At 43.7% G+C, this 23200-nt stretch carries 20 protein-coding genes and 1 riboswitch; of the genes, 11 read left to right on the top strand and 9 right to left on the bottom strand.

Features of this window, described 5'->3' with window-relative positions:
• From L2747_RS13680 to L2747_RS13690, 3 genes are all read left to right on the top strand, one after another.
• Positions 1-900: a hydroxymethylglutaryl-CoA lyase gene (locus L2747_RS13680; RefSeq protein ID WP_248999580.1), complete on the top strand. Its 900-nt coding sequence runs from the start codon at positions 1-3 to the stop codon at positions 898-900.
• A 130-nt stretch (positions 901-1030) separates the two neighbouring features.
• Positions 1031-1759 (top strand): CoA transferase subunit A, encoded by a 729-nt coding sequence (locus L2747_RS13685; protein ID WP_248999581.1) that lies wholly within the window; start codon positions 1031-1033, stop codon positions 1757-1759.
• Positions 1760-1771: 12 nt separating this feature from the next.
• Positions 1772-2428: a 3-oxoacid CoA-transferase subunit B gene (locus tag L2747_RS13690; protein ID WP_248999582.1), complete on the top strand. Its 657-nt coding sequence runs from the start codon at positions 1772-1774 to the stop codon at positions 2426-2428.
• 158 nt (positions 2429-2586) lie between these two features.
• Here the strand turns inward: L2747_RS13690 and L2747_RS13695 are convergent, their stop codons facing one another.
• Complete coding sequence (locus tag L2747_RS13695) at positions 2587-2988, bottom strand: OsmC family protein (RefSeq protein WP_248999583.1); 402 nt, start codon at positions 2986-2988, stop codon at positions 2587-2589.
• 42 nt (positions 2989-3030) lie between these two features.
• Entirely contained in the window at positions 3031-3432 is a 402-nt protein-coding gene (locus tag L2747_RS13700; protein ID WP_248999584.1) for a DUF4156 domain-containing protein, read from the bottom strand.
• A 368-nt stretch (positions 3433-3800) separates the two neighbouring features.
• Between L2747_RS13700 and nrfA the strand changes: the two genes are divergently transcribed.
• The 3 genes from nrfA (at position 3801) to L2747_RS13715 (ending at position 9792) form a co-directional block, all read left to right on the top strand.
• Entirely contained in the window at positions 3801-5135 is a 1335-nt protein-coding gene (gene nrfA / locus L2747_RS13705; RefSeq protein ID WP_248999651.1) for an ammonia-forming cytochrome c nitrite reductase, read from the top strand.
• A gap of 539 nt (positions 5136-5674) precedes the next feature.
• Positions 5675-5757: riboswitch (cyclic di-GMP riboswitch) on the top strand.
• Positions 5758-5886: 129 nt separating this feature from the next.
• Complete coding sequence (locus L2747_RS13710) at positions 5887-9138, top strand: M66 family metalloprotease (protein ID WP_248999585.1); 3252 nt, start codon at positions 5887-5889, stop codon at positions 9136-9138.
• 216 nt (positions 9139-9354) lie between these two features.
• Complete coding sequence (locus L2747_RS13715; protein WP_248999586.1) at positions 9355-9792, top strand: hypothetical protein; 438 nt, start codon at positions 9355-9357, stop codon at positions 9790-9792.
• Between the two features lie 50 nt (positions 9793-9842).
• On the opposite strand, the gene L2747_RS13720 is transcribed toward L2747_RS13715, so the two are convergent.
• Positions 9843-10193, bottom strand: coding sequence for a RidA family protein (locus L2747_RS13720; RefSeq protein ID WP_248999587.1), 351 nt, complete (start codon positions 10191-10193; stop codon positions 9843-9845).
• Positions 10194-10383: 190 nt separating this feature from the next.
• On the opposite strand from L2747_RS13720, the gene L2747_RS13725 reads away from it, so the two are divergent.
• Positions 10384-10881, top strand: coding sequence for a hypothetical protein (locus tag L2747_RS13725; protein ID WP_248999588.1), 498 nt, complete (start codon positions 10384-10386; stop codon positions 10879-10881).
• A 111-nt stretch (positions 10882-10992) separates the two neighbouring features.
• On the opposite strand, the gene L2747_RS13730 is transcribed toward L2747_RS13725, so the two are convergent.
• The 5 genes from L2747_RS13730 to L2747_RS13750 all read right to left on the bottom strand — a co-directional run bounded on the left by L2747_RS13730 (position 10993) and on the right by L2747_RS13750 (position 17986).
• Positions 10993-11703 carry a TorD/DmsD family molecular chaperone gene (locus L2747_RS13730; protein WP_248999589.1) on the bottom strand — a complete coding sequence of 237 codons (711 nt, stop codon included), beginning with the start codon at positions 11701-11703 and terminating at the stop codon, positions 10993-10995.
• Between the two features lie 84 nt (positions 11704-11787).
• The gene (locus tag L2747_RS13735) at positions 11788-12453 is read right to left on the bottom strand and encodes a DMSO/selenate family reductase complex B subunit (RefSeq protein WP_012156042.1); all 666 of its coding nucleotides are present in this window, start codon (positions 12451-12453) and stop codon (positions 11788-11790) included.
• 14 nt (positions 12454-12467) lie between these two features.
• On the bottom strand, positions 12468-14978 hold the full coding sequence (locus L2747_RS13740; protein WP_248999590.1) for a DMSO/selenate family reductase complex A subunit: 2511 nt from the start codon (positions 14976-14978) through the stop codon (positions 12468-12470).
• A gap of 39 nt (positions 14979-15017) precedes the next feature.
• Positions 15018-17042 carry an MtrB/PioB family decaheme-associated outer membrane protein gene (locus L2747_RS13745; protein ID WP_248999591.1) on the bottom strand — a complete coding sequence of 675 codons (2025 nt, stop codon included), beginning with the start codon at positions 17040-17042 and terminating at the stop codon, positions 15018-15020.
• A gap of 17 nt (positions 17043-17059) precedes the next feature.
• Positions 17060-17986, bottom strand: coding sequence for a DmsE family decaheme c-type cytochrome (locus L2747_RS13750; protein ID WP_248999592.1), 927 nt, complete (start codon positions 17984-17986; stop codon positions 17060-17062).
• Positions 17987-18651: 665 nt separating this feature from the next.
• On the opposite strand from L2747_RS13750, the gene L2747_RS13755 reads away from it, so the two are divergent.
• Positions 18652-19176 (top strand): methyltransferase family protein, encoded by a 525-nt coding sequence (locus L2747_RS13755; RefSeq protein WP_428848520.1) that lies wholly within the window; start codon positions 18652-18654, stop codon positions 19174-19176.
• A gap of 112 nt (positions 19177-19288) precedes the next feature.
• On the opposite strand, the gene L2747_RS13760 is transcribed toward L2747_RS13755, so the two are convergent.
• Positions 19289-20725: a DUF1176 domain-containing protein gene (locus tag L2747_RS13760; RefSeq protein WP_248999593.1), complete on the bottom strand. Its 1437-nt coding sequence runs from the start codon at positions 20723-20725 to the stop codon at positions 19289-19291.
• 462 nt (positions 20726-21187) lie between these two features.
• Here L2747_RS13760 and L2747_RS13765 point away from each other — a divergent pair, with 462 nt between their 5' ends.
• The 3 genes from L2747_RS13765 to L2747_RS13775 are packed head-to-tail and all read left to right on the top strand — an operon-like array spanning position 21188 to position 23172.
• On the top strand, positions 21188-21499 hold the full coding sequence (locus L2747_RS13765; RefSeq protein ID WP_248999594.1) for a hypothetical protein: 312 nt from the start codon (positions 21188-21190) through the stop codon (positions 21497-21499).
• A 45-nt stretch (positions 21500-21544) separates the two neighbouring features.
• Positions 21545-22270: a hypothetical protein gene (locus L2747_RS13770; protein WP_248999595.1), complete on the top strand. Its 726-nt coding sequence runs from the start codon at positions 21545-21547 to the stop codon at positions 22268-22270.
• A gap of 2 nt (positions 22271-22272) precedes the next feature.
• A complete protein-coding gene (locus L2747_RS13775; protein WP_248999596.1) occupies positions 22273-23172 on the top strand; it encodes a hypothetical protein in 900 nt (299 codons plus the stop codon).
• Positions 23173-23200: the final 28 nt, after the last annotated feature.

Raw genomic sequence — 23200 nt, forward strand, 5'->3', positions numbered from 1 at the left:
ATGACAAACTCTTACCCTAGAAAGGTTAGCATCTTTGAAGTCGGCGCTCGTGATGGCTTACAAAATGAAAAACCAGTCACCACTCAAGATAAGATGACATTGATTGAAGACTTAGCCGCTGCCGGTATAAAGCGTATTGAAGCTGCTAGCTTTGTATCGCCTAAATGGGTGCCGCAAATGGCAGATTCAGGTGATGTGCTTGCTGGTATTACCCGTAAAACGGGTATTACCTATAGTGCACTGACACCGAATTTAAAAGGCTTGGAACTTGCGCTTGACGCTGGTGCCGATGAAGTTGCCATTTTTGGTGCAGCCTCTGAAAGTTTTAGCCAAAAAAATATTAACTGCTCAATTGCAGAATCAATTGACCGCTTTATCCCAGTGATGGAGCTGGCTAAAGCCAGAAACATCCCTGTACGTGGTTATGTATCTTGCGTGTTAGGTTGCCCTTATGAAGGCGAAATTGCGGTTAGTGAAGTTGCTCGAGTGTCTGAATTACTTTACAAAATGGGCTGCTATGAGATTTCACTTGGCGACACCATAGGCGTTGGCACACCGGCTAATGCCCGTAGAATGGTTGAGGCTGTAGCCGAAGTCGTACCAATAGAGAAGCTTGCACTGCATTTTCATGACACCTACGGCCAAGCACTCGCTAACATTCTGGCGTGTTTAGAAACAGGTGTAAGCGTAATTGATTCATCGGTTGCTGGACTTGGTGGCTGCCCCTACGCAAAAGGCGCATCAGGCAATTTAGCCACTGAAGACTTAGTGTATATGCTGCATGGGCTTGGAATAGAAACTGGTATCGATTTAAACAAGCTGGTGAATGCGGGCAACAAGATTAGCCAAGCACTGGGCCGTCAGTCTGGCTCAAAAGTGGCTAGAGCCATCAGCGAATAAAGAGCGCTAAGTTAAGAGCCATCAGCGAATAGATAGCCATCAGCGAATAAAGCGCACTAAGTTAATAAACAGCAGAACTTAAAATCTAGGGCCTAGCATCTAGCATTGACAGAATATGGAGAGAACAATAATGGCAGGACTAAATCAAGGGCTTAATAAAGTAGTCAGTAGTTATGAAGAAGCACTCGCAGGCTTAAGTAACGACATGACCGTTATGGTCGGTGGTTTTGGCTTGTGCGGTATACCTGAAGGCTTAATCGCACAAATGGTCAAAACTGGTGTCACCGGACTTACCGCCATCTCAAATAATGCCGGCGTCGATGACTTTGGTTTAGGTCTGTTATTAAAGAGCCGTCAAATCGATACCATGATCGCCTCATACGTGGGTGAAAACGCTACCTTTGAACAGCAAATGTTATCGGGCGAGCTTAACGTTATCTTGACTCCCCAAGGTACTTTAGCTGAAAAAATTCGTGCAGGTGGCGCTGGTATTCCTGCATTCTTTACTGCAACAGGTTACGGAACCCCCGTTGCAGAAGGTAAAGAAACCCGTGAAATCGACGGGCGTTACTACGTATTAGAGCCAGCACTAAAAGCCGACTTTGCCTTAGTACGTGCATGGAAAGCTGACACTATGGGTAACTTAGTATTTCGTAAAACGGCGGCTAACTTTAACCCTATGATGGCAACCGCAGGCAAGATAACTGTGGTAGAAGCTGAACATATCGTGCAGCCCGGTGAACTGGATCCTGACCATATTCATACGCCTGGCATTTACGTTAATCGCATCATCCAAGGTAAGTTTGAAAAACGTATTGAGCAGCGCACCGTAAAACCAACCACAGCAGACAAAGCATAAGGAGGCAACACCATGGCATTATCAAGAGAACAACTGGCACAACGTGTTGCTAAAGAACTGCAAGATGGCTTTTACGTCAATTTAGGTATTGGTATTCCAACTTTAGTGGCCAACTACATCCCTGAAGGCATTGAAGTGATGCTGCAATCGGAAAATGGTTTATTAGGTATGGGGGAATTTCCTACTGAAGAAACCATCGATGCTGACTTAATCAATGCTGGCAAGCAAACGGTTACTGCGGTTGATGGCGCATCGTTTTTCTCGTCAGCAGAAAGCTTTGCCATGATCCGTGGCGGCCATGTAGATTTAACCGTGCTTGGCGCATTTGAAGTCGATGAGCAAGGCTCAATCGCCTCTTGGATGATCCCAGGCAAATTAATAAAAGGCATGGGCGGCGCAATGGACTTAGTGGCAGGCGCCGACAATATTATTGTCACCATGATGCACGCCGACAAAAAAGGTAACTCTAAGCTGCTACCAAAATGTGAACTACCTTTAACAGGCTTTGGTTGTATCAAACGCGTACTAACCGACTTAGCCTTTATGGAAATTAAAGATGGCGCATTTCATCTTCTAGAACGTGCACCAGGCGTATCGGTAGAAGAAATCGTCTCTAAAACCGCAGGTAAACTCGTGGTGCCAGAGCATGTGCCAGAGATGACATTTTAGTCTCTAAACGTATTCTAAATAAAAAACGCAGCCCTAGAGCTGCGTTTTTATTTATTTGAGCTGATCCATAGAAATCAGCAAAAAAATTAGTCAAAGCTTATTATTAACGCTAACAGGCTAAACAATTCTAACCAGACATCGAGCAATATTAATTTGTATTAGTTAGGTAATACCTCAACCGAGAAACTAACCTTGATTGCCGGCTTAAGCATCAAACACACATGGCAATACTGATTAATCGCCTGTTCAGCGGCTCTTTCTAACTCAGCAACCGAAATCCCCTCTCCTTTAGCTGTAAAGTGCAAATTAACACTTTGATAAAGTCTCGGCTCAGTTTGTGTTAGCGTGTAAGTCAGATGATTATTTAGGCTTTCTAGCTGCGCCTGTTTGTCTTTAAAATACTGCATCACATCGGTAGCACTGCATGAGCCTAGCGCTGATAGCAGCACTTCTGTAGGACAGGGGGCAACTTCATTTTCAGCATCGATAATAATGCTAAACCCGTTGCTAGTAGTCACTTTAAATTGACAATCTTTTTGCCAATCAACTTTGATACTCATGGCTTTCCTTAAATGTGTTACTGATGAATTTAGACAAAAAAACTACTGATTCACTGTTGCGACCGACTTGCTAACCGCAGTATCTGTCTCATTAGTTACAAGTTTAGTCGTATTCACTTCACAGTCATAAGCGTTAGCAATCATTGTCACAGAGCCTGTAAAACCAAGCGGCTTATACAAATAGATAGTATCTGCTTCTAATTTAGCCGCCTTAATGCGCATCTCGTTTAATGTGCCCCAAACCATATCTTTATCAGCATGCAGCCAATAGTCATAGAAATGACCTTGTGAACCAATCACAGTGCCTTTGTGGTCGCAGCCAACGAGTGCATCAGTATCATCCCATAACACTTTGACAGTGTTAGATTCAGCGGTTGGAAAGGTAATGCAAGCGGAGAGACTAGAGCACATTAGGCCGATAGCGGCCAGTTTTACGAATTTCATGATGGACAATCAAAATTAAAAAGGAGGCGATAATATAGCCTTTATAACTTTAAAAGAATCTATCTAGCTCACATATTCAATTCAAACAACTCTATATAAAGTGATGATAGCGCTCCGAAGTTAACGCCATTCATGAAATACTGGCGTATACCTGATTGGAAAAGCATATTCTACAACATTAATAATCATCACATTTTGCCCTCTCCTAAAACCACTTGTAAGTAAAATGTAAAAAATATCAGCCTTTTGCTTTTGACAACATAGAGCTAGCGACTACATTTTACATATAACTAAACCCTTATTTAAAGGATGAACTCCAAATGAACGCACACAAAATGCCTCTGATTATAGGAGCTTGCATAGGTTTGATGAGCCTAAATGCTACTGCAAACTCCAACCCAGCTGACAATTCCCAATATGAGAAACGATTCCCTAAACAATACCAAAGCTGGCAAAAGACAGCAGAAAGTAAAGATGTGACGGACGCGTTAGCAGATGATCCAAACTTAGTTATTTTGTGGGCGGGCTACGGCTTTTCTAAAGACTACAATGCCCCACGTGGACACCAATATGTGATTACCGATCTAAGAAATACCCTTCGCACAGGTGCACCAATGACAGAGGATGAAGGCCCTATGCCTATGGCTTGTTGGAGTTGTAAAAGCCCTGATGTGCCACGAGTTATTGAGGAACAAGGTGAAGCTGAATACTTTAAAGGTAAGTGGGCTAAAGGCGGCCCTGAGATAGTGCACGTATTAGGTTGTGCAGATTGCCATAAGCCAGGCACACCAAAACTGAGAATTGCTAGACCCTTCGCTGAACGCGCCTTTGCTTCGTTAGGCACACCATTTGATAAAGCAGATAAAAGCCAAAAACAGAACATGGTCTGTGGTCAGTGCCACGTTGAATACTATTTTGAGAAAAATGAAGAGCATCCAAATTGGGTTAAATTCCCATGGGATGGCGGCACGTCAGTAGAAGCAATGGAAGCCTACTATGACAAGCTGAAATTTAAAGATTGGACTCATCAATTATCTAAAGCGCCAATGCTAAAAGCGCAGCACCCAGGTTACGAAACCACAGCCAAAGGCTTGCATGGTGATATGGGGGTCTCTTGTACCGACTGCCATATGCCACGTGTCACTAATGCTGAAGGTAAAGAATACACAGATCATAACGTCGGAAGCCCGTTCGATCAGTTTGAATTTACTTGCGCCAACTGTCATGACCAAACTAAAGATCAAATGAAAGCGCTGGTTCAAACCAATAAAGACCAGGTAAATAAACTAAAGCTACAGGCTGAAGATGAACTAGTTAAAGCTCACTTTGAAGCAGCAGCGGCTTGGAAAGCTGGTGCTAATGAGGAAAAAATGGCTGCAGCTCTTACTGATATTCGTCACGCGCAATGGCGCTGGGACTTTGCAATTGCTTCACATGGCATAGCGGCACATGCACCTGAAGAAGGTATTCGCATCCTTAAAACATCACTTGAGAAATCAGCTGAAGCTCGTAAAAAACTAGCTGAAATTCTTAACTCTCAAGGTGTTGTATCGACAGTCGCGATTCCAGACATCTCGACTAAAGAAAAAGCTCAAGCAGTATTAGGCATGGATATGGATAAGATGCGCGCCGATAAAGCCATCTTTATCGAAAAAGTGGTCCCTAAATGGGAAGCTGAATATAAAGCGGAGAATGGCGGATAAAAAGTATATAACTGTGGTTAAGGCCGTTAGATTTAAATCGCATGTTTTAATCTTAAGGTGAATACAAATCAAAACCGGGAAATTATTTCCCGGTTTTAATTGCGTTCTTTGCCACCTTTGCTCACTTTCAATGTGTTTTTCAATAATCTAGACTTATAGCCTCACTGGCAGATAAATCTCATATCAAACATCCGCTAACGAAAATGGCAAAACCTCACGAGTCATTCCGACTCAGTTTTTCGATGATTATGTAAACTGACAAGCCTAACTAACTATTTTATTTGATTAATTTTATTGCGTCTTTTTTTTGGCTCTTTAAAACACAGCTTTAGTAAATATTAACCTCAAACTTTTTTACCTTATAAAATCATGGACTTAAGCATTAGCCACCCAAGTGTTTGTTATCCAATATTTCACGTATCAATGAGTCAATAAATTGTCACGAAATAAACGATTAATTCTTATACATCAACAACTTATTGCAAACCCACCACTAAAGTGTATTCTCTCTCCGCTGGAAATATCCATGTGCATGAAAATATAGATAAAGGCAAACCAGTAGAAATGCTGGGACGCAAAGCTTCCGGTCTAAGGGTTAGCCTAAGATAGCGGGGATGCCAAATAACCTACAGTCAACTCTTATTTATCAGTTTAAGAACATACTCTTAGCGGCTGAAAATTAACACTGGCTGGATATTAGCTTATGCTTTGTTTGCCTTATTGAATACTGAAAACTCAATAAGGAATACCAATGAAATTAAAAACCTTAGCACTCACCATAAGCACCCTGCTTATGGGAATGAATACCGCAACCAGTGCAACATCCGCTCTACCGACTAGTGTCGAGCAGATGCAGCAAATGCAGCGACAAGTTCAAGCGAGAGTTAACGAAGTTAGAGCCTTAGCAAAAGACCCAGCTAATCTGGAAGTCATCAATGGCAAGACACATCTAAAGTATGGTGACTTTCTTTACGATTTGAGCCCAGATGGCAATCCGATGTTTTTCCCATTTATTGCTGGTAATGAATATGCCGATAATTCTGCAACTGCCATGTTTGATTTCGTTAATGGCCAGTGGAAACTTATCAATGAGTGGGATGGGGTCTTCATTTACCACGACCAATTTGGGCATAATTACCTAGAAGAAAACAAACAGTGCAATGTCAGATACCTAGCAGGTAATGACACTGATACTCTGGTTTCTGTCGCAACCAAAAACTGTCAGACATACGACACAGCCACCAGCAAGGCTCATGGCTTCATCGATGGCTTAGACGTCGTGAACCATCTATCAGGAGACTTTCAGGCTCAAGTCAGGTTTATTCAAAACCAAACAGCCGATGCTTACGGCAATGACAGTAAAGAGCAGCAACGAGTGGTTAGCCAGCGTGAAGCCTTGCTCGTGATCACGCCAGAACACGGCCACGATCCAAAGATGCTGGAGCTGAAAATTAGCAACCATGGTGAGCTTATCGACACCATAGTTATGACCCCACCACAACAAATATTAAAGTCGGATCGCTCTGTCATTGATGATCGTGATGATGTGATGTACTCGAAGCATTCATACACAGCGGTACTGCCTTGGCATGTGATGGAAAAAGGCTTAAGTCTGACTATCGATACTTGGGAAGGTACTCAAGGTGTCCTAAGTGAAGACCAAATCGAGTTCGGCGCACCTAGCCATATTGAGTTTCCAATGATCCGTATTGGTATGTTAACTCAGCCTCAATCTATCAAACATTTGGAGCAAGATACTGCCCACTACACCTCGCAGTTATTCCAGCGTTACCCTGTTGCATCGATGACGGTACGTCCTTACGCGCCGGTTTATCTCGACAAAGTGGTAATGGCCGATGGCCGCGTTAAAGAGAATTACAGTGAATATGATGCTGGAGTTTACGCTAGCGACATGAACAATGAAATTGCCGCCTCTCTTATTACCTTAGGGATCTCAAATGCCAACTATGGCCTAGCAAGCTCAGCGCCTACGGTATGGTATGCCAATTACTTCCCGCAAATCGGCATAATGCACTCTATTGGCCGCTATAAAAACAGTAAAGGCCAAATCCAAGATATCGCCCACGGTTTGTTAGCTGGCACCGGCTACGTGCAGTTACTTGACAGTATCTATAACGAAGCGACTCATGAAATCGGCCACGCTCTTGGCTTGCCAGACTACAATGGTGGCTCAGAAAATCTAACCCACCATCAAAACTCAGGTTGGGGATACGATGCTTACAGCGGCGTAATGACCGATAATCTTAATTGGCATAATCTAGTCGATGGTGATTACGGCTATGGCGGCATAATGGTGACGCCATTTAACGATAAGTATGCCTATGGTTCTGACTCTATGGGCGGTGGTAATTTCGATTCAAGCACATCTGTCTATCCACACTTTACCTCCTATGGCTCTAAGGCAATGCAACACTTCCTAGAGCAAAGAAACTACCTAGATTTAGACTTCCCGACAGGCTATGCCCATTGGGATAATGACAGTCAAACGATGCAGGGCGTTGCTGATAGCACTAACCCACTACCAACCAAGCAGGCGGTTGATATCATTACTGTCGTCGGTTACTACGACCCGATGAAGGAAAACACCAGCTATATTTACCCTGAAATGTACAGTAGCCACGGTAATATTTTCGATTACCCAGCCCCGACTCTGGGCCAATGCTGGGCAACAGTCACTTATGCTAATCACGCAACAGATGTATTCGGTCTCATTGGTCATCGACAAAAGTTGGATTGGAGCAATAAATTACATATCAACTTAGCACGTGACCGCAACCCTGAGTCTGTGGCAGTGAGTTGCCCTGAGCAAGATCCAAGACAAATTGTACACGCACAAGTTCTGCAAGAGAGTGGTCAATCTCGCTTCTTTACATGGGGCGACAATAACCGACAAGGTACCCCGGGCGATGTGTTCGAATATCACCGTGGTGGTGATATTGAGTACTACCGTTTAAAAACCACTTCATATTGGTATTTCCCTGAATCGGGTCAATCGAATCACCAATGGCAGTTTATGGGGTACCTAACCGATTTAGTCAACGAGCGCTTTGCTCACCTTAGCTATGATGATTTTGGCATTGTTGAAGTCGATAGCCGTATTTTCAATACTCATCCTCAAGAACCAGCCAAGGCTGTGACGGTAGGTAAAGATCACGGATATCGAGCTGCGATTGACACTCGACCAGAGCTGGTTGATAACCAAGCGTTAAGCGCTTTAGATTTTACCACCGTAGCGGAATTTGATACTTGGATGGCAGATAACTACGGTAGTAAAGTTCTTAACAACGGCGTCACCTTAGCCTCAGAAAAAGTCGGTGCCTTGTATGTTAATCCTAATCAAGTAACTGGCAGCCGAGATTACTGGTTAAAGAAAACCATCGCCATGAGTGCGATTCCACATTCACCTCAAAGCAATGATGACTGGAAGTACTTAGGCTCTGCGGCCGCTTTCGTTAATATGAACTTTAACCCTATTACACTCGATCGCAGTAACTCTTCAGTCGATGATAAAATCTTGACCTACTTCGCACAGGAAAAGCTACTCAATTGGGATGAGCGAACCAGCACTCACTGGGGCTTGCTTGAAAATGCCGTTTTTGCTTCAGAGCCAAAGGGGGACGAAACCAAACAGTACTTCATCCAAAAGCGTCCAGGACAAGGCGGTGCGTTCCCTACCGATAAACAATCAAATACTGATTGGCATTACCTAGGCGACGAAACCAGTATCGAAGCGGATATTGCCGAGCTAAATAGTAATCAAAGTTTATTCGAGCAACGTCTACTCGCTTGGTATAAGCAAGAGCAAATCGGTCAATGGGGAAGTGACGGTCAATATGGCATCGTTGGTGATGTTTACGAGTATGACTTTGATGGTAAAATCCATTATTACCGATTGAAAACAGGTTGGTATTCTTACTTCCCTCACCCAAATCAAGGTGCAGAAGCCAGCGACAAACATTGGCAGTATCTAGGTCACTTTTAATATTAAACAACAATCGATATAAACCTAGAGATTGAATAATATCCCCTTCAGTTCGCGTGATCTGGAGGGGATTTTTTTAAGCCTGCAAATAACAAGAATAAAAGGAGATAAAGGAAAGATCTAACATCAGCCAATGTAAAGGAATGACTAGAAATAAAGCATACCGAGTGTCATTGTCTAAAATTACTCTAGTTAAACCGACAAAAGGCGCTAACTTTGAAAATCGCAATTTCTGGCGAGCAAACCATTTCGGTATTTCAGCTTACAGCAGTGTTCAGCATGTTGTTTGCTTTGGTAGGCTTTAGCTATAACGTTTGGCGAATGGAAATCACTGAGTATAACAACAATGTACGCTCTGCAAGCTTTGAGCTATTGCTACAATTGTCTGAGCTCGAATCAATTGTCTATGCCGCCCATTACGATAAAGACCTTGTGCAAGGCAATCCACGTAAAGGTTGGGTAAAAGTAAACCTAATTGCCGATCTCAGTATGATCACTGAGCCAGAAATTAGCGCTGCGGCAAAACAGCTTCAACAAAGCTGGCAAACAAATTGGCAAGAATTAGAAAATGATGAAACCAGTGCAGAGGTCATTGTAAGTAGCATTGATAACACTCGGGCTAAGGTACGTCAGTTACTTAAGCAATTAGAGTAACTGACGTCCAATGATAAGCTTAAACTAATCCTTAAATTAAGCTTTTAAAGCTATGACTTAACCGCTGCCACAAAAGCGATTTCAACAAGATAAGCCGGATCGGCAAGCTCAACCTTTAAACAGGCACGGCTTGGCGCACAACCTTCTGGTAACCATGCCTGCCATGCTTGATTAAATACCGCGACGTTGGCAAAGTCAGTCACGTAAATAGTCACTGATAGCAAACGCGACTTATCGCTACCCACACTAGCTAAAGTCGCTTCGGCTTGAGCAAAAACCTGCTCAGTTTGGCTGAGCATATTGCCTTCAACATCGGCAGCAATTTCAACAAAATGTACCATGTTATTAAACACGGTCGCATCAGACCAATTTGCACATGGGTTAACGCGTTGAATATCCATTGGGGAACCTTAAAAGTCATGGTGATAGAAGCCGAATTTTAACAGAAATGTGCCGCAGACCTAGTGAATTTAGCATCTTAATCCGATAATGCTGCACTAAGCACATCGGGCTAATTGCCAAAATGCTAAACTACTTCATAAGCTTGGTTTCGCCTCAATCATGAGGCTGTTTAGACGAGACTTTATTAAGATGACATTAAGACGCTCTTTAGGTCAGCAATGGAGTAAATCCATCCTTGCTAGTCGCTTAGCACTGACACTGCAAAAATCAGAAAAAGTGGTACAGCTGTTTGGCGGCGCAACTTCTCTTAGCACAGTGACCAACACCATTTCGGCATTAGTTTTTGCTGAAGGTGAACCGGTGTGGCTGCCACCTATGACAAGCGATGAACAAACGCCTTTGGCTAATGAACTCGCCCTTCACTGCTTGTTTGCCGCCAGTCGTTTATTATTTATCAAAGAGATTGAGCAAAGCGAACTCAACCAATCTGAGCATTTAGTGTTAACTATCGGCTACCAATGGAGCCAGTCGTTAATCACCCCCTGCGCAAATAATCAAGATACTGCAGCGCTACTCGACGATAATGCAAAACAGTTATGCCAGTTATTGCAGACGATTAATACCCAACTTGAGCAAGTCAGAAACGATAAACGCCAGTCTAGTCGCAATATGGGAAGTTTTAACTAAGGTTTTTTATCAGGCCACTTACGCCAATAAAACGCGAGTATGACAAATCCATAAAAAAAGCCCGTAAATTAAATTTACGGGCTTTTTAGTACTCACATCACCGCTAACATATTAGCGGAACAAGCGTTTATCCAGCGCTAACACTTGAAAATCTTGCTGCAGTTGCAATAAAAAGTCTGTGGTTAGCAATGCAATACCGCGATAAAAATCGGTGTTGGCATGCTCCACAGCGAGCTCACAGCAACGCATTGCCCAAGGTAATAGGTGCTGCTGTAATAACACTTGAGTAAAGCGGATCAAAGCTTGGTTATCTGTTTCGCTCTGCAAACGACCAAATGTTTGATCAAGTACAGCGAAAAACAAACCAATATGGTCGATGGGCTGCTTGTAATCAAGCTGCAACTCAACGCCATGAGCCCGATAAAAATCCATCAGTTCAACTGTGGTTCTATCGTTAATTAACTGCTCTTCACACAAGTAGACTGAGCCTTGCGGCACAGCTGTCGGTTCGCCTGGCCCAAAGAAAAGTTGGCCGTAATCCAGCTTTAAGGTAATTAATGCCTTCTCTGCATCTTCCGCGCTCACTTCACTCGACCATTGCTGTAAAAAATCACCCAGCAATTGACGACCAATGCAATTTTGCTCACGTCCGCCAAACTCTGGCCAGCTGCCAGTCACATCACACTCTTTTAGCCCATCGATAAAACCGGCTTCGGGATAACGAATAAGACAATGATGCAGTATTCGCGCTAGCCCTTGATACTCGGCAAAGTCCACTGCAGCAATAGATGAATGACTTAACGACTCAGATTTTGAAGACATAATTTACCTTACAAGCTAAGCGGGCTATCAAGCCCGCTGCTGTTGTGCTATTTAAAGACCTTAATACTTAACCTTTAGCTGAAGTTATACCTCAGTTGGGTTAAGAATATCGCCGCCTTGTCCACCATTCACGTTCGCCTTGATGATAAGGTTTGGTGAAGTGATTGACTCAGGTGGTAATGGTGCAATGTGACCATCGCCGTTACCATATTTAGCGCGTAGGTTATCCATAGTGTCAAAGTCTAGTGCACGTAGCGGACAAGACTCAACACATACAGGCTTACGGCCATCAGCGATACGCTCGAAACAACCATCACACTTGGTCATGACTTTACGTTCACGGTCAATTTGTGGTGCGTCGTATGGGCATGCACGAGCACAGCTCTCACAACCGATACATAGGTCTTGTGCTACGTGAACTAGGCCATCTTCACGGCGTTTGTGCATTGCACCCGTCGGGCAAGCTTTAACACACACAGGCTCTGAACAGTGGTTACAACCAATAGACATATAGTAAGCAAATACACTTTGCTCAAAACAGCCATTTTGACCTTCAGTCCATTGTCCGCCACCGTATTCGTACACACGGCGCCAAGTCACACCATTTAGCGCAGGTACGCCATTTTGTTCAGGGTTGGTATTGTTACGGATCTCGTTACCTTGACGGTCTTTACAAGATACATGACACGCTTTACAGCCAGTACACTTAGTGCTGTCGACGTAAAAACCGTATTGAGTTGCTTCAGTCATAATTAACTACTCTCTTAAATCTTTTTAATGGCAACACGAATAGTGTGCTGTGGGTTACCTTTAGCGACAGGGCTAGGCTGGTAGCGAGTTAACGAGTTGATTGCGCCGCCTTCGTCAACGATATGACCAGTGCTGCCTCGCTTATTGCCTGGGTTGTACCAAGCACCTTGTCCTAGGGCAAATACACCAGGAGCAACACGTGGTGTGATACGTACAGTTACTTCAATTGAACCACGCTCGTTGTACATCTCAACCTTGTCGCCAGAGCTTAAACCGTGTTTAGCGCCGTCCATTGGGTTAACCCAAACAGCGTCTTCTACCGCTTCACGTAACCAAGGTACGTTGTGGTAGCTTGAGTGAGTACGGCCCTTAGTGTGGTAACCCGCTAACTGAATTGGGTAATCTTCTTTAGTGCCTTCATCTTCATAACCGTCCCACGTTACTGTGTACTGTGGAATAGCTGTGATGGTGTCACCCTTAACCTTTGTCTCAGACTCTTGATCCCAGTTAGCCGCGCGCCATGCAAGCTCAGCAGAGTAGATTTCAATCTTGCCACTTGGTGTTGAAAGCGCTTTGCCTTCTTTAACGAAGCTTTGCAGTGCAACGTGGTTATCGTTCATGTTCTTACGGAAGAAACCAATTTCTTGTGCTTCTTTGTAAGTGGCCGGGAACGCAGGAGAAACACCGATGTTATTGCTGTTAGCTTTAGTGCTTTGGTAAAGCTCTTCTAACCACTCATCTTCGTTCTTGCCATCTCTAAAGCCTGCACCAACGCCCATCTTGTCTGCGATCATCGCTGCCGCTTCGTACATAGACTTACAATCCCACATAGTCTCAACAGAAGAAGACATTGCAGTTAGGTAGCCTAATGAACCAGAAGCATATGAATCGTTAACTAAGTCGTTTGATTCTAACCAGCTAGTGTCAGGTAGGATGATGTCAGCAAACTTAGCGCCAGGCGTCATCCAGCAATCACAAGATACGATGAATAAGTCTTCAGCATTACGGAAGATATCAGCCGTATTGTTGATTTCAGCGTGCTGGTTCAGTAGCGAGCTATCAGATGCAGACAGAATGAACTTGATGTTAGCGCCAAGTGGCGTATCAAGGCCATCAGTGCCGCGAATACCGTGGCTACGCGCCGTCATGGTTTCGCCATGGTTAATCGCTTCAGACCAAGTGAAGAAAGAGATGCTTTCTTTAACTGGGTTGCTACCTGTTGGAATACCTGCACGAGACATACTGCTCATGTATGGCAGTTCACCGTTTGATGCACCGCGAGTACCTAGCTTACCGGTTAGCACTGATAGCATGTATAGAGAACGCATGCTTTGCTCGCCGTTTGCTTGACGGTTAACGCCAGCGCCCACAACAATGTAAGGTGCTTTAGCTGTCATTAGCTTGCCAGCGATGTAGCGGATTTTCTCTGCAGAAATACCACAGATTTTTTCAGCCCACTCAGGTGTTTTAGCGTCAGTGTAAATACCTTGACCTAGAATGTAGTCTTGGTAGTTTTCATCTGAGTTCATCACCTTCGCGTATTCTTGGTCAGTAGCATCGCTGCTCGCTGCAAAAATCGCTTTTTGATCTTCAATTGACTGCTTGTTGAAACCCACTGAATGCTCAAGTACAAACGGTAGCGATTGACCCGCAAAGTTCGCGTGGTTGATCATCACATAAGCAACCGCTTCAGCAAACGCAGCATCAGTGCCTGGACGAATTGGTAACCAGCTTGATTCTTTACCTAACATAGAGTCAGTGTAACGAGGATCAATCATCACCACTTCTAGGCCGTTGTTTCTTTGTAGCGCCTGTAGGTAATCGTAACCTTCACCAGAACCCGACTGACGGATTTCGCTTGGGTTGTAAGCCACGCCTAAGAAGAAGTCACTGTCTTCGATAGTAATCGTTGACGAGCCGCTAGTACTGCCAGTACCGAAAGTGTGCTTCGCCGCTTCCATCTGCTGCGCCCAAGAGTAGTTACCATAAGCATTAAGGTAACCGCCGTTTAGGTTAAATAGACGGTTGAAACACGCATTTGATGCAAAACCGTAGTAAGCACCAGAACCGTAGCTACGGAATACTGACTTAGCACCATTTTCTTGTGCGTAAACAGCAGCAAGCTTTTCAGCGATAATGCTAGTTGCTTCGTCCCAGCTAATTGGTACAAATTCAGCTTTACCACGCTCGCCAACACGCTTCATTGGTGTCTTTAAACGGTCAACAGCGTAGTTTCTTTGACGTAGTGAACGACCACGCGCACAAGCACGTACTTCATGTAATCCGTACTCATCGGTTACTTGGTGGTCAGTTTCAACACGGGTTACGATACCGTCTTTAGTAAAAACCTTAATTGGACAGTTAGAACCACAGTTAACTAGGCAAGATGACCAGTTCACCACTTCGTCAGTTACTGGCGGCTGTGGCGGAATAACATTGGCATCATCAGAGCTTGAATTACAGCCGGTAACTGTTGCGGCGCAGCCCAGCGCGGCACTCATTTTTAAGAAACTTCTACGTTCCATAATCTTGTTTTCCTCAAACTTATTAATATCTGAATCGACTTATTTCAGCTTGTAGCTGAAGGTCAACATCAGTTGATGGGCGTTGTAATTGTGGTTCAGGTCACCCAAGGTGATTAAACCTGGAATGCTATCGGGAGTGACCGCAGCACTGTCGGTATCAAAATAACGTTCAAACTGGTAAGCCAACTTGACAGCCATTTGCTCAGAGATCAGGTATTGGCCGTATAAACTCACACTGTGATTGTACGAGTAATAGCTGCCATAACTGTTTGGATTTGAGTTGCCATAGTTGCAGCCATTAACACCTGTATTGCTTGATGAGTTAGCAAATAGATAATCACTACCTAAAATCAATCTGCCATCCATCAAGCCAGAGTAAGTCGCACCCAAACCTAGGTTAATAAACTCGTCATTCACTTCTGTGTGCCAAACTGACGCTTGGTCACCGTTTTGGTCTGAATCAATCCACTGCAGACCCGCAAATGCATACACTGACAACGGCTCAGCAACTTGAATATGAACATTCATGTCGTAACCGTAATCTTTAGCCTGAGTCAGGCCGATTTCAGTGGCGTCATAATCATCATTAGCGTAGTAAGTGCTAACATCGAAAGTTAACCATTCAAGCGGCGCATAGCTTGCTCTAGCGTTAACTTCTGTGCGCTTGCGATCGGCAAGATTGTACTTACGCATTAACGACTCGGTTTCGTCGCTGGTAAGCTCATTAGCTTGGTAGTCACTACCGCCACGCTCGCCATAGCTGACACCAAAATCTAGGGTTAGCTTGTCGATTGCACGGATGTTTAGCTTGCTCCAAAACTCATTATCACGAGTCTCTTCACGCTCACCGTAGCTACGTTCAACTTGTTTATAGTCGTAACCAGCTTGTAAGCGGTAACCACTGGCAATACGGTAGCTCGCGTTGGTTTTAAAGGTTTGACGTTCAATATCCATAGGCACGTTTTGTTTAAACGCACCCGACATTGAATTGAACTCGTATTGAGCAAAGTCAAATACCGATGAGCGATTATCACGCTTGCTGTAGTCATAGCTTGCACCTAGACGTAAGCGACTGCTTACTCGCGTGCTAGCCGCTAGGTTTGAACTTAAAGTATCAACCTGACCGTCCCAGTTTTGGATTGGGTTGCCGCTCATCTGGATAAGGTCTTGGTCTTGGATCATACGACCAGTAACCACACGACCGCTAAATACACTCGAAGCTAAACGGTATTGACCAGACAAAGACACTTGATGTGCTTGGTTGTCTGGGGTTGCGCTATAAACGTCATAGGCATATGGCAGACTTAAGTCGCTCATATTATTATCGTAACGTGAGCCGTTATAGCTCAGTTCTGACAACCAGTTAGCACCGTCAAGTACCACACCGGCACTGAATTTATCTGTAGTTTCATCAACTGCTTCAGCAAAGTTAGTTGGCGTTGGGCTAGTTAGGCTTGCACTGCGGTGACCGGTTTTATCTTCGCGGTCATAGCGTGCATAACTGCTTAGGCCAAGACCTAATACTTCAGAGAAATCATACTCAAAACCGATACCACTGCGCTGTCTTTGTAAGGCTAAATCCAATACGCGAGTTTGATCGCTTGGCGTAAGCATGCCATTGTTTTGCCAAAGATTGGTCGAAGCATTGCTGCCTTGGTTCGTGGTAATCGTTTGGTAATCGACATCAAGCTTATAGTGACCGCTCTTACCAGCTTCCATAGTCACAAAGCCGTTATCCATACCCAACTGGTGAGCTTGAACTTTTGCTTTGTAGCCACTTTGCTGATAAGCAAGATCGGCATTCACGCCAGCGATAGCGCCGTCTTCTCCGGTGCCAAACTGATTGATAGCATGGTTGTCATCAGCATCAACCGAGCCAACACTCACGCCAACACTACCTATATAACCTTGTGTTTCAACACAACGCTTACACTGATAGTTAGCCGTTTTGCCTTCGGCGATATTGGCGTTTTGCACACCAAAATCAGCCGCAAACGCGCTGGTCCCTGCACCTAGTAACGCTAAGGTGATCAGGTTTAATGAAAAAGGGTTAATTAAACGCATATTTGTCACTCCTAGACTTAACGGGCAAAGTTGCTGCCAGCAGGATGGTTAGAACCATGGATCTTGCTGTGGCAATTTAAACAACTCTTACCCGCACTGAATGCATCTAGACCAGCTTGGCTTGTCATGCGGCTTGCATGGCCATCGTCTGCGTGACATTGCTGACATAACTGCGGAGTACGCGACTTAAGTAAGTTGTCGTTAACACTACCGTGCGGTGTATGACAGCTTGAGCAATCTTCCATTACCGGCGCATGCTCCCATAGGAATGGGCCGCGCTTGTCGGCATGACACTCAGCACAAGTTTCATTAAGGCTTGGCTTAATCAACGCACTTTCGGTCATAGAACCGTGTGGGTTGTGACAATCAATACACGTCATCTGGTCCCACTTCATTGGGTGTGATGAACGCTTATTCATGTCAGCTTTAGCGCGGGTATGACAAGAAGTACAAGTGTCGTTAACCGTTAAACGGTCAAGAGCAGGATCTTTTGCCGCGTGAACGTTATGACAATCACTACAAGCCACTTCTTCTAGATTGTGAGTGCTGTTATGCCATGCCATCTGTTTAGGGTCGTTATGACAACCTTGGCAAACACTGTTTTGCGTTTCAGCAGGTAGCTTGCTGTCAGGACTGAAGCTAATCATTGGCTCTTTACCACCACGATTATGCTTACCTAACGGGCCATGACATGCTTCACACTGAATACCGGCCATAGGAGACTTGCTGTTATTCATGTCACCGTGAACACCGTCAAAAATCTCCATGACTTTGGTATTCTTCTTATGACACATCAGGCAAGAGTCAGCCCCTTTCGGAGAGTATTTACCTTCGGCAAATTTTTCGGTTAGTTTTTGCTCGAGTTGAGCTGAATCAAGCTTATCCCAAGGTGTTGCTTTAACAGGAGCAACACAAATAAGCAGCGTGAGTAAACTGCTAGCCATTAACTTGGCCACAAGACTCACTGACTTTATGGTTTTTCTACTGGACATTAACTTACAGGCCGGTTGTATATCGAAGTGGGTATTTTATTCTTTAGCGATATCTGACTTCAACAATCCGCATATCTGCCAACAACTTGAGGCATGACGCGTATTTTATAGAAATACGTTCGCTGGCTCACACTATAAAGATCTATTTAAGCCGCACCTTATAAAAGTCAAAATGCATCAAACGACATGAAATCAATAAGATACAAAACAAACAATAATGATTATCATCATCACGAGTTACTAATATAGATTATAATTGTTAAGCAATTGATTTTGCGCGGTGAGATTTTTGAAGCTAGATCACGAAGATTTCTCGAACTATTCCGTAACTAAACAGAGATACCTCCAAATAAGTAAACGTAATGTTTAATAAACCAATAAAATACGTTATACAAAGCCATTTAATTATAACTTAATCATCTAAATAACGAGTCAAAGCCAAAAACAACAGACTAAACAGCCTGTGTATTACAAAGATAAAAGTACTTTCTCCGCTAAACCTTATTAGCAGAGAAGGTCGTCAACACAGTTTCTTATAATTAACCAAAGACTATTTATTGATAGGCTTGATTAACCTATTATTTTGTTAACATCTCAAATAACTCACAGGACGAGTTTTGTCGATTTTCACTAACAGATTAGAAAATACAATCCCGCCTCCAATTGTCGCTTTTGTTTTTGCTAGCATCATGTGGGCAATGACATTACTCACTCCAGCACTAACTCAAAATCCAGCTAATGGCGTAAGCCCAGACCTGTTTTATACGAGTACTGCGACGCTGGCCGTCATAAAGCTAATCGCCATATGCAGCTTTTTGGGTTTAGGTATCATTGCGGCCATCGCTGGCGTTATCAGCTTTCGACAGGCACGCACTACAGTTAACCCACTCAAACCTGAATCCACTTCTGCACTCGTCACCTCTGGCATGTATAAATTCAGCCGTAACCCTATGTATTTAGGTATGGCATTAGCTTTATGTGCTTGGGCTGTTTATTTAGCTTCACTTTGCAGCGTGCTCGGAATTATAGGCTTTATGCTTTATATGCAGCGCTTTCAGATTGCGCCGGAAGAACGCGCACTGGAAGTGATATTTGGTCAGACGTTTATAGACTATAAAAAGCGAGTCAGACCTTGGATTTGACCCAAATAAAATAAAAGTAAATAGAATAGAAACAAAATAGAAAAGAAATCACATTGCTTGATAAGAGCCGATTATCATCTCTAGATATCGGCTCTCAATAACTTTTGAGCAATTAAAAGTCGCGGAAAATAAGCGACTCTTTAGTTAACTGCAGCTCCCTTAAGCGCTTTTGTGTTAGCTCAATCTTACAGCCTACCAATACAGGCATCGCCATAGAACCTTCAACATATGTCAGCATCTCAGCCTTACAAACATCATTACGATACGTTAACCAAGAGGCCTGCGCCTGACTATAGGCGGTGCTTAACTCACTATTACTTGCCACGTGTTCAAGGGCACTAATAGATTTAATAACCTCGGTGAGTTTCCACTCGACATTAGCTAACTCTCGCAGACCGCACTTAGTCATACCTTCTGTGCTATAAGCTTGCTCAGACAGACAATCAAATCCTGCGGCTGGATCATCACCAACAATCACCGTGCTCACTGTGGTAGGGATATACCAAGCCCCACCAGCCGCAATCTCTCGGCAGGCTCCGGTAGAATAAGAATCAGCTAAAACAAACTCACTGCCGTTCCAAATATAGCGTCTTGCAGACACGCAATCTCCTACACCGCGCCCACGCATAAACTCATCAATCACGCCATTAGCATAATTCACCGCACTGTCAGTGACTAACACAGGTTCGGTCTCAAAGTTATCATCAACCAGCCAAACAGCTTCGCCATAGTTATATGCAGCGAACCAACACATAGTTGACACTACAAGCTTATTTGATGTCAGCCTGGTAACCTCAAGCTTTAAAGGCTCGTCTTCTGCTGGGACATTATCACAGGCGTTATCAAGTGCTGCTCTCATTCTAAGGATAAAGTCTGCATCTGTGGCCAATGCAAGATCTGCCGCAGTTGTAACGGGTATTGGCTGAGCGGGTACCGAAATAACAGGCGCTTGCTTTGGCTGCACCAAATTGTTGCTACGAACGCCTTTTTTCACAATCGCAAAAGGCGTGTTAACCAAGCCTTGATAATCGTCCATTTTTAATAAAACAGCAGTAGAGCCTTTAGTTGATAATCGCCACACTTTGCCCGCACTATCGATAAATTTAATCGACGCTTGGCCCTTCATGGTTAGTGCATTGAGTAATTGGCTAACTTGTTCCTTGCTTAGCTCATGCTCACCACTAAAGCTGAGGTCCATCTCTTCATAAGCTGGCAACTCAGGGCCTAATTGGCTTTGATAGTTATCATTAATGCTAAGCGTGATTGTTTCAGTAGACTTGTCACGGTTGTCAGTCGAATCCATTACAATCTGACCAAACTTCACTTTCGCGGTCAGCTGGGCGTCAGCTCCCGCAGCTCGCTCTAATATCACAGAAACCGGAGCGTACTCATCAAGTTTATGTTGCTGTTCAGGATTATGGTAACCCACTGTACGGCAAGTGTGAGTATTATCGCAGGTGACTTGCCAGTCACCATGAGAAAAGCTCTGCACCTGCGACGCTAACGTAAATGGAGAGGTAAAAATTGAGACAAATATTGAAACAAACATGGAACCAGATCTTACTGTTTTCGAAAACGGCAGCATTAAACACTCCAAACTATAAATTTAATTGGCAATCCTTTGCGTAAGCCTAAACTTCTGTTACTTGCCAATAGCAGATGACTTTTCGATAAAAAACCTATCCAACAAAAAATGATTGCTAATAAGTTAATTTATATCGTTTTGCTAAACACCCTACGCCTTAATGACACCGCCATTGTGAATAAATAACAGCCAAGGGTATTCAACCCGAAAGCATTTTTGTGACCCGCATCACAAAACAAAAGGCGTTATAACAATTTACAATTCATACACTTGTAATCATAAAGCGACTATCGATATGGTGCCCGCACTCAATAGTGCGGGCCCTAAGTTAATCCAGGCCATTAGATATGCATTTATCTAAAAGGCATTTATTAACATGCTATTTAAAACTGCATTAATAAAAACAGTAAATCGGACTAATACAATATGCCAGATGCTACCTCAACATTGATGCAGACCCCTCTTGGCAAGGCCCTGTTTGTTATTGCTATACCGCTGCTGCAATTTATTGGCCCCAACTTTCTGATCGGTGTGGCACGGGTCGACCACGAAGGTGTAGGCACAGGTCTAGTGTTTATCTTTAAATGCTTAATTTGGGTAAGCGCACTGGTGATTGGCAGTTTGGTGTTTTCCAAGGTTTATTATAAAAGCCTCCGCTACGGTTTATGGGCAAATACTGCACTCGCTCTTTATATCCTTTACCTACTATCACAAAACCTGCCCTACCTTTTATCGTAACGTATTAGGCTCAAGGACTCTCAACACCACAAGCTAAGGAACTGCATGGGTAATATCTTCGCGCCAAAAACCACCAGAACACAAAAAGTGCTGGGATACTTTTTTATGTTACTGCTGGCTTTGATGATGGTTGCCGTGTTTAGCGATACCCTAGTTAATGATGTGCTTTACGAGCTACTCAGCTTTTTTGCCGCTTCGCTATCGGTGCTTTTGCTTTTTGCGCTGTTTTGGGGATTAAGGCAGAAAAATTCATGGCTAAGAGTAAACCTCGATAATCAACCTCGCAGCCCGATAAAAGTTATCTTATCTGTCACTATCGGCATTCCCATTTTATTGCATTTTTCAATAGCTAAAGGGTTACCAGTACTGCTACATAGCTTTGTTGCCGATAAAGCTGTCGTCATTGCTACGATTGATGATAAACGTTTTGGCTATTACAGCCGCACCTGTGATGGCGGTTTATACCTGCAAGGCTACCGTTTCTGGGGCAACGATTATATTTGCGGCATTAGTAAACAGGATTGGGATAGTTATCAATCTGGCGACAAGCTCGCGCTGTATGGTGAAAACTCACTATTTGGGTTTACCTACCAAAAATACACCCTGCTCACCGATGAGTTATTACAACAGATAATCGCACAATCAGCCGCCTTAAGAGCACAGGCCATAACAAGTAATAAAGGCATGAACCTTGAACTAGCGCGCAAGTTTATTGCAGATTCAGATCCTGCTCCAGACTCAAACTCAGACTCCAAAAGGTTGCCTCAATAATCATGTTTATATTAACGAACACTGGGTCTAATTCCCTATTAGCAACTTGTATTGCAAGCATCGGTTTACTCAGCGGTTGTAGCTTGTTGCCAAGCAATGCTGATGCTGAAAATGCGCTAAAAATTCAAACTTTGATGACCGATTTAGGCAGTTGTCAGTTTGATGAGCATGAACGTAAAACCATGTACCAAGCCGCTAGTGCGGGGAACCGAATCCCTTTTCCTTTACTGATTTGTGAAGGTAAGCGCAGTGACTCCTATAGTCAGCGCTGGTTGCAAAGCCGCCGCAGTGTTGATTACAACATTCTTGGCAGCTACTTTGAGGCGACAGACACAAAATTGAGTAGCAGTCATGCTGGTTACGGTGCTGCACTGATTGAAATCACCATGCCTGACTGGGGCGCTGTATGCAGCAACCAAGGCTATGACGAAACAACCTGTGACCACATGGTTTATGGCATCAATGCACCGCACATAGATAACGTTTCAAAAAACAAAGCACTGCAGCTTGAGCTTTATCAAATGAAATTAGCGCAAGTCAAAACCATCCCAGTGATTAAAGACACTATTTTAATGCCCCTCAAACATAATGCTAAAGGTCAATTAATTGCTAACTGGGTAGAAGATGCCGGCGCACAAAGAACCTCTCGGGCACTGGCCGACAAGCTTGGTGAAGTGATTAACAATAACGGTAAACCAATACCTATTAGCAGTTATAACCAGCAATATGATTTGCTGCAGCAGCAAGACTTACCGCAGCAATATCGAGGCGTGTTTTATTACGCGACACCGCAATATATCGATTACAGCAATCGACCGCTGCCGCAATACGCTATCCCGCTACGTAAAGGCGTACAAGTTAGAGGTTATAAAACCTCGATTTATCGCGCCCTTGCTAATTAATAAAATCACCAGAACAAGTTAATCGACC

The organism is Shewanella marinintestina (assembly GCF_023283845.1).
Taxonomy (GTDB): Bacteria; Pseudomonadota; Gammaproteobacteria; order Enterobacterales; family Shewanellaceae; genus Shewanella; species Shewanella marinintestina.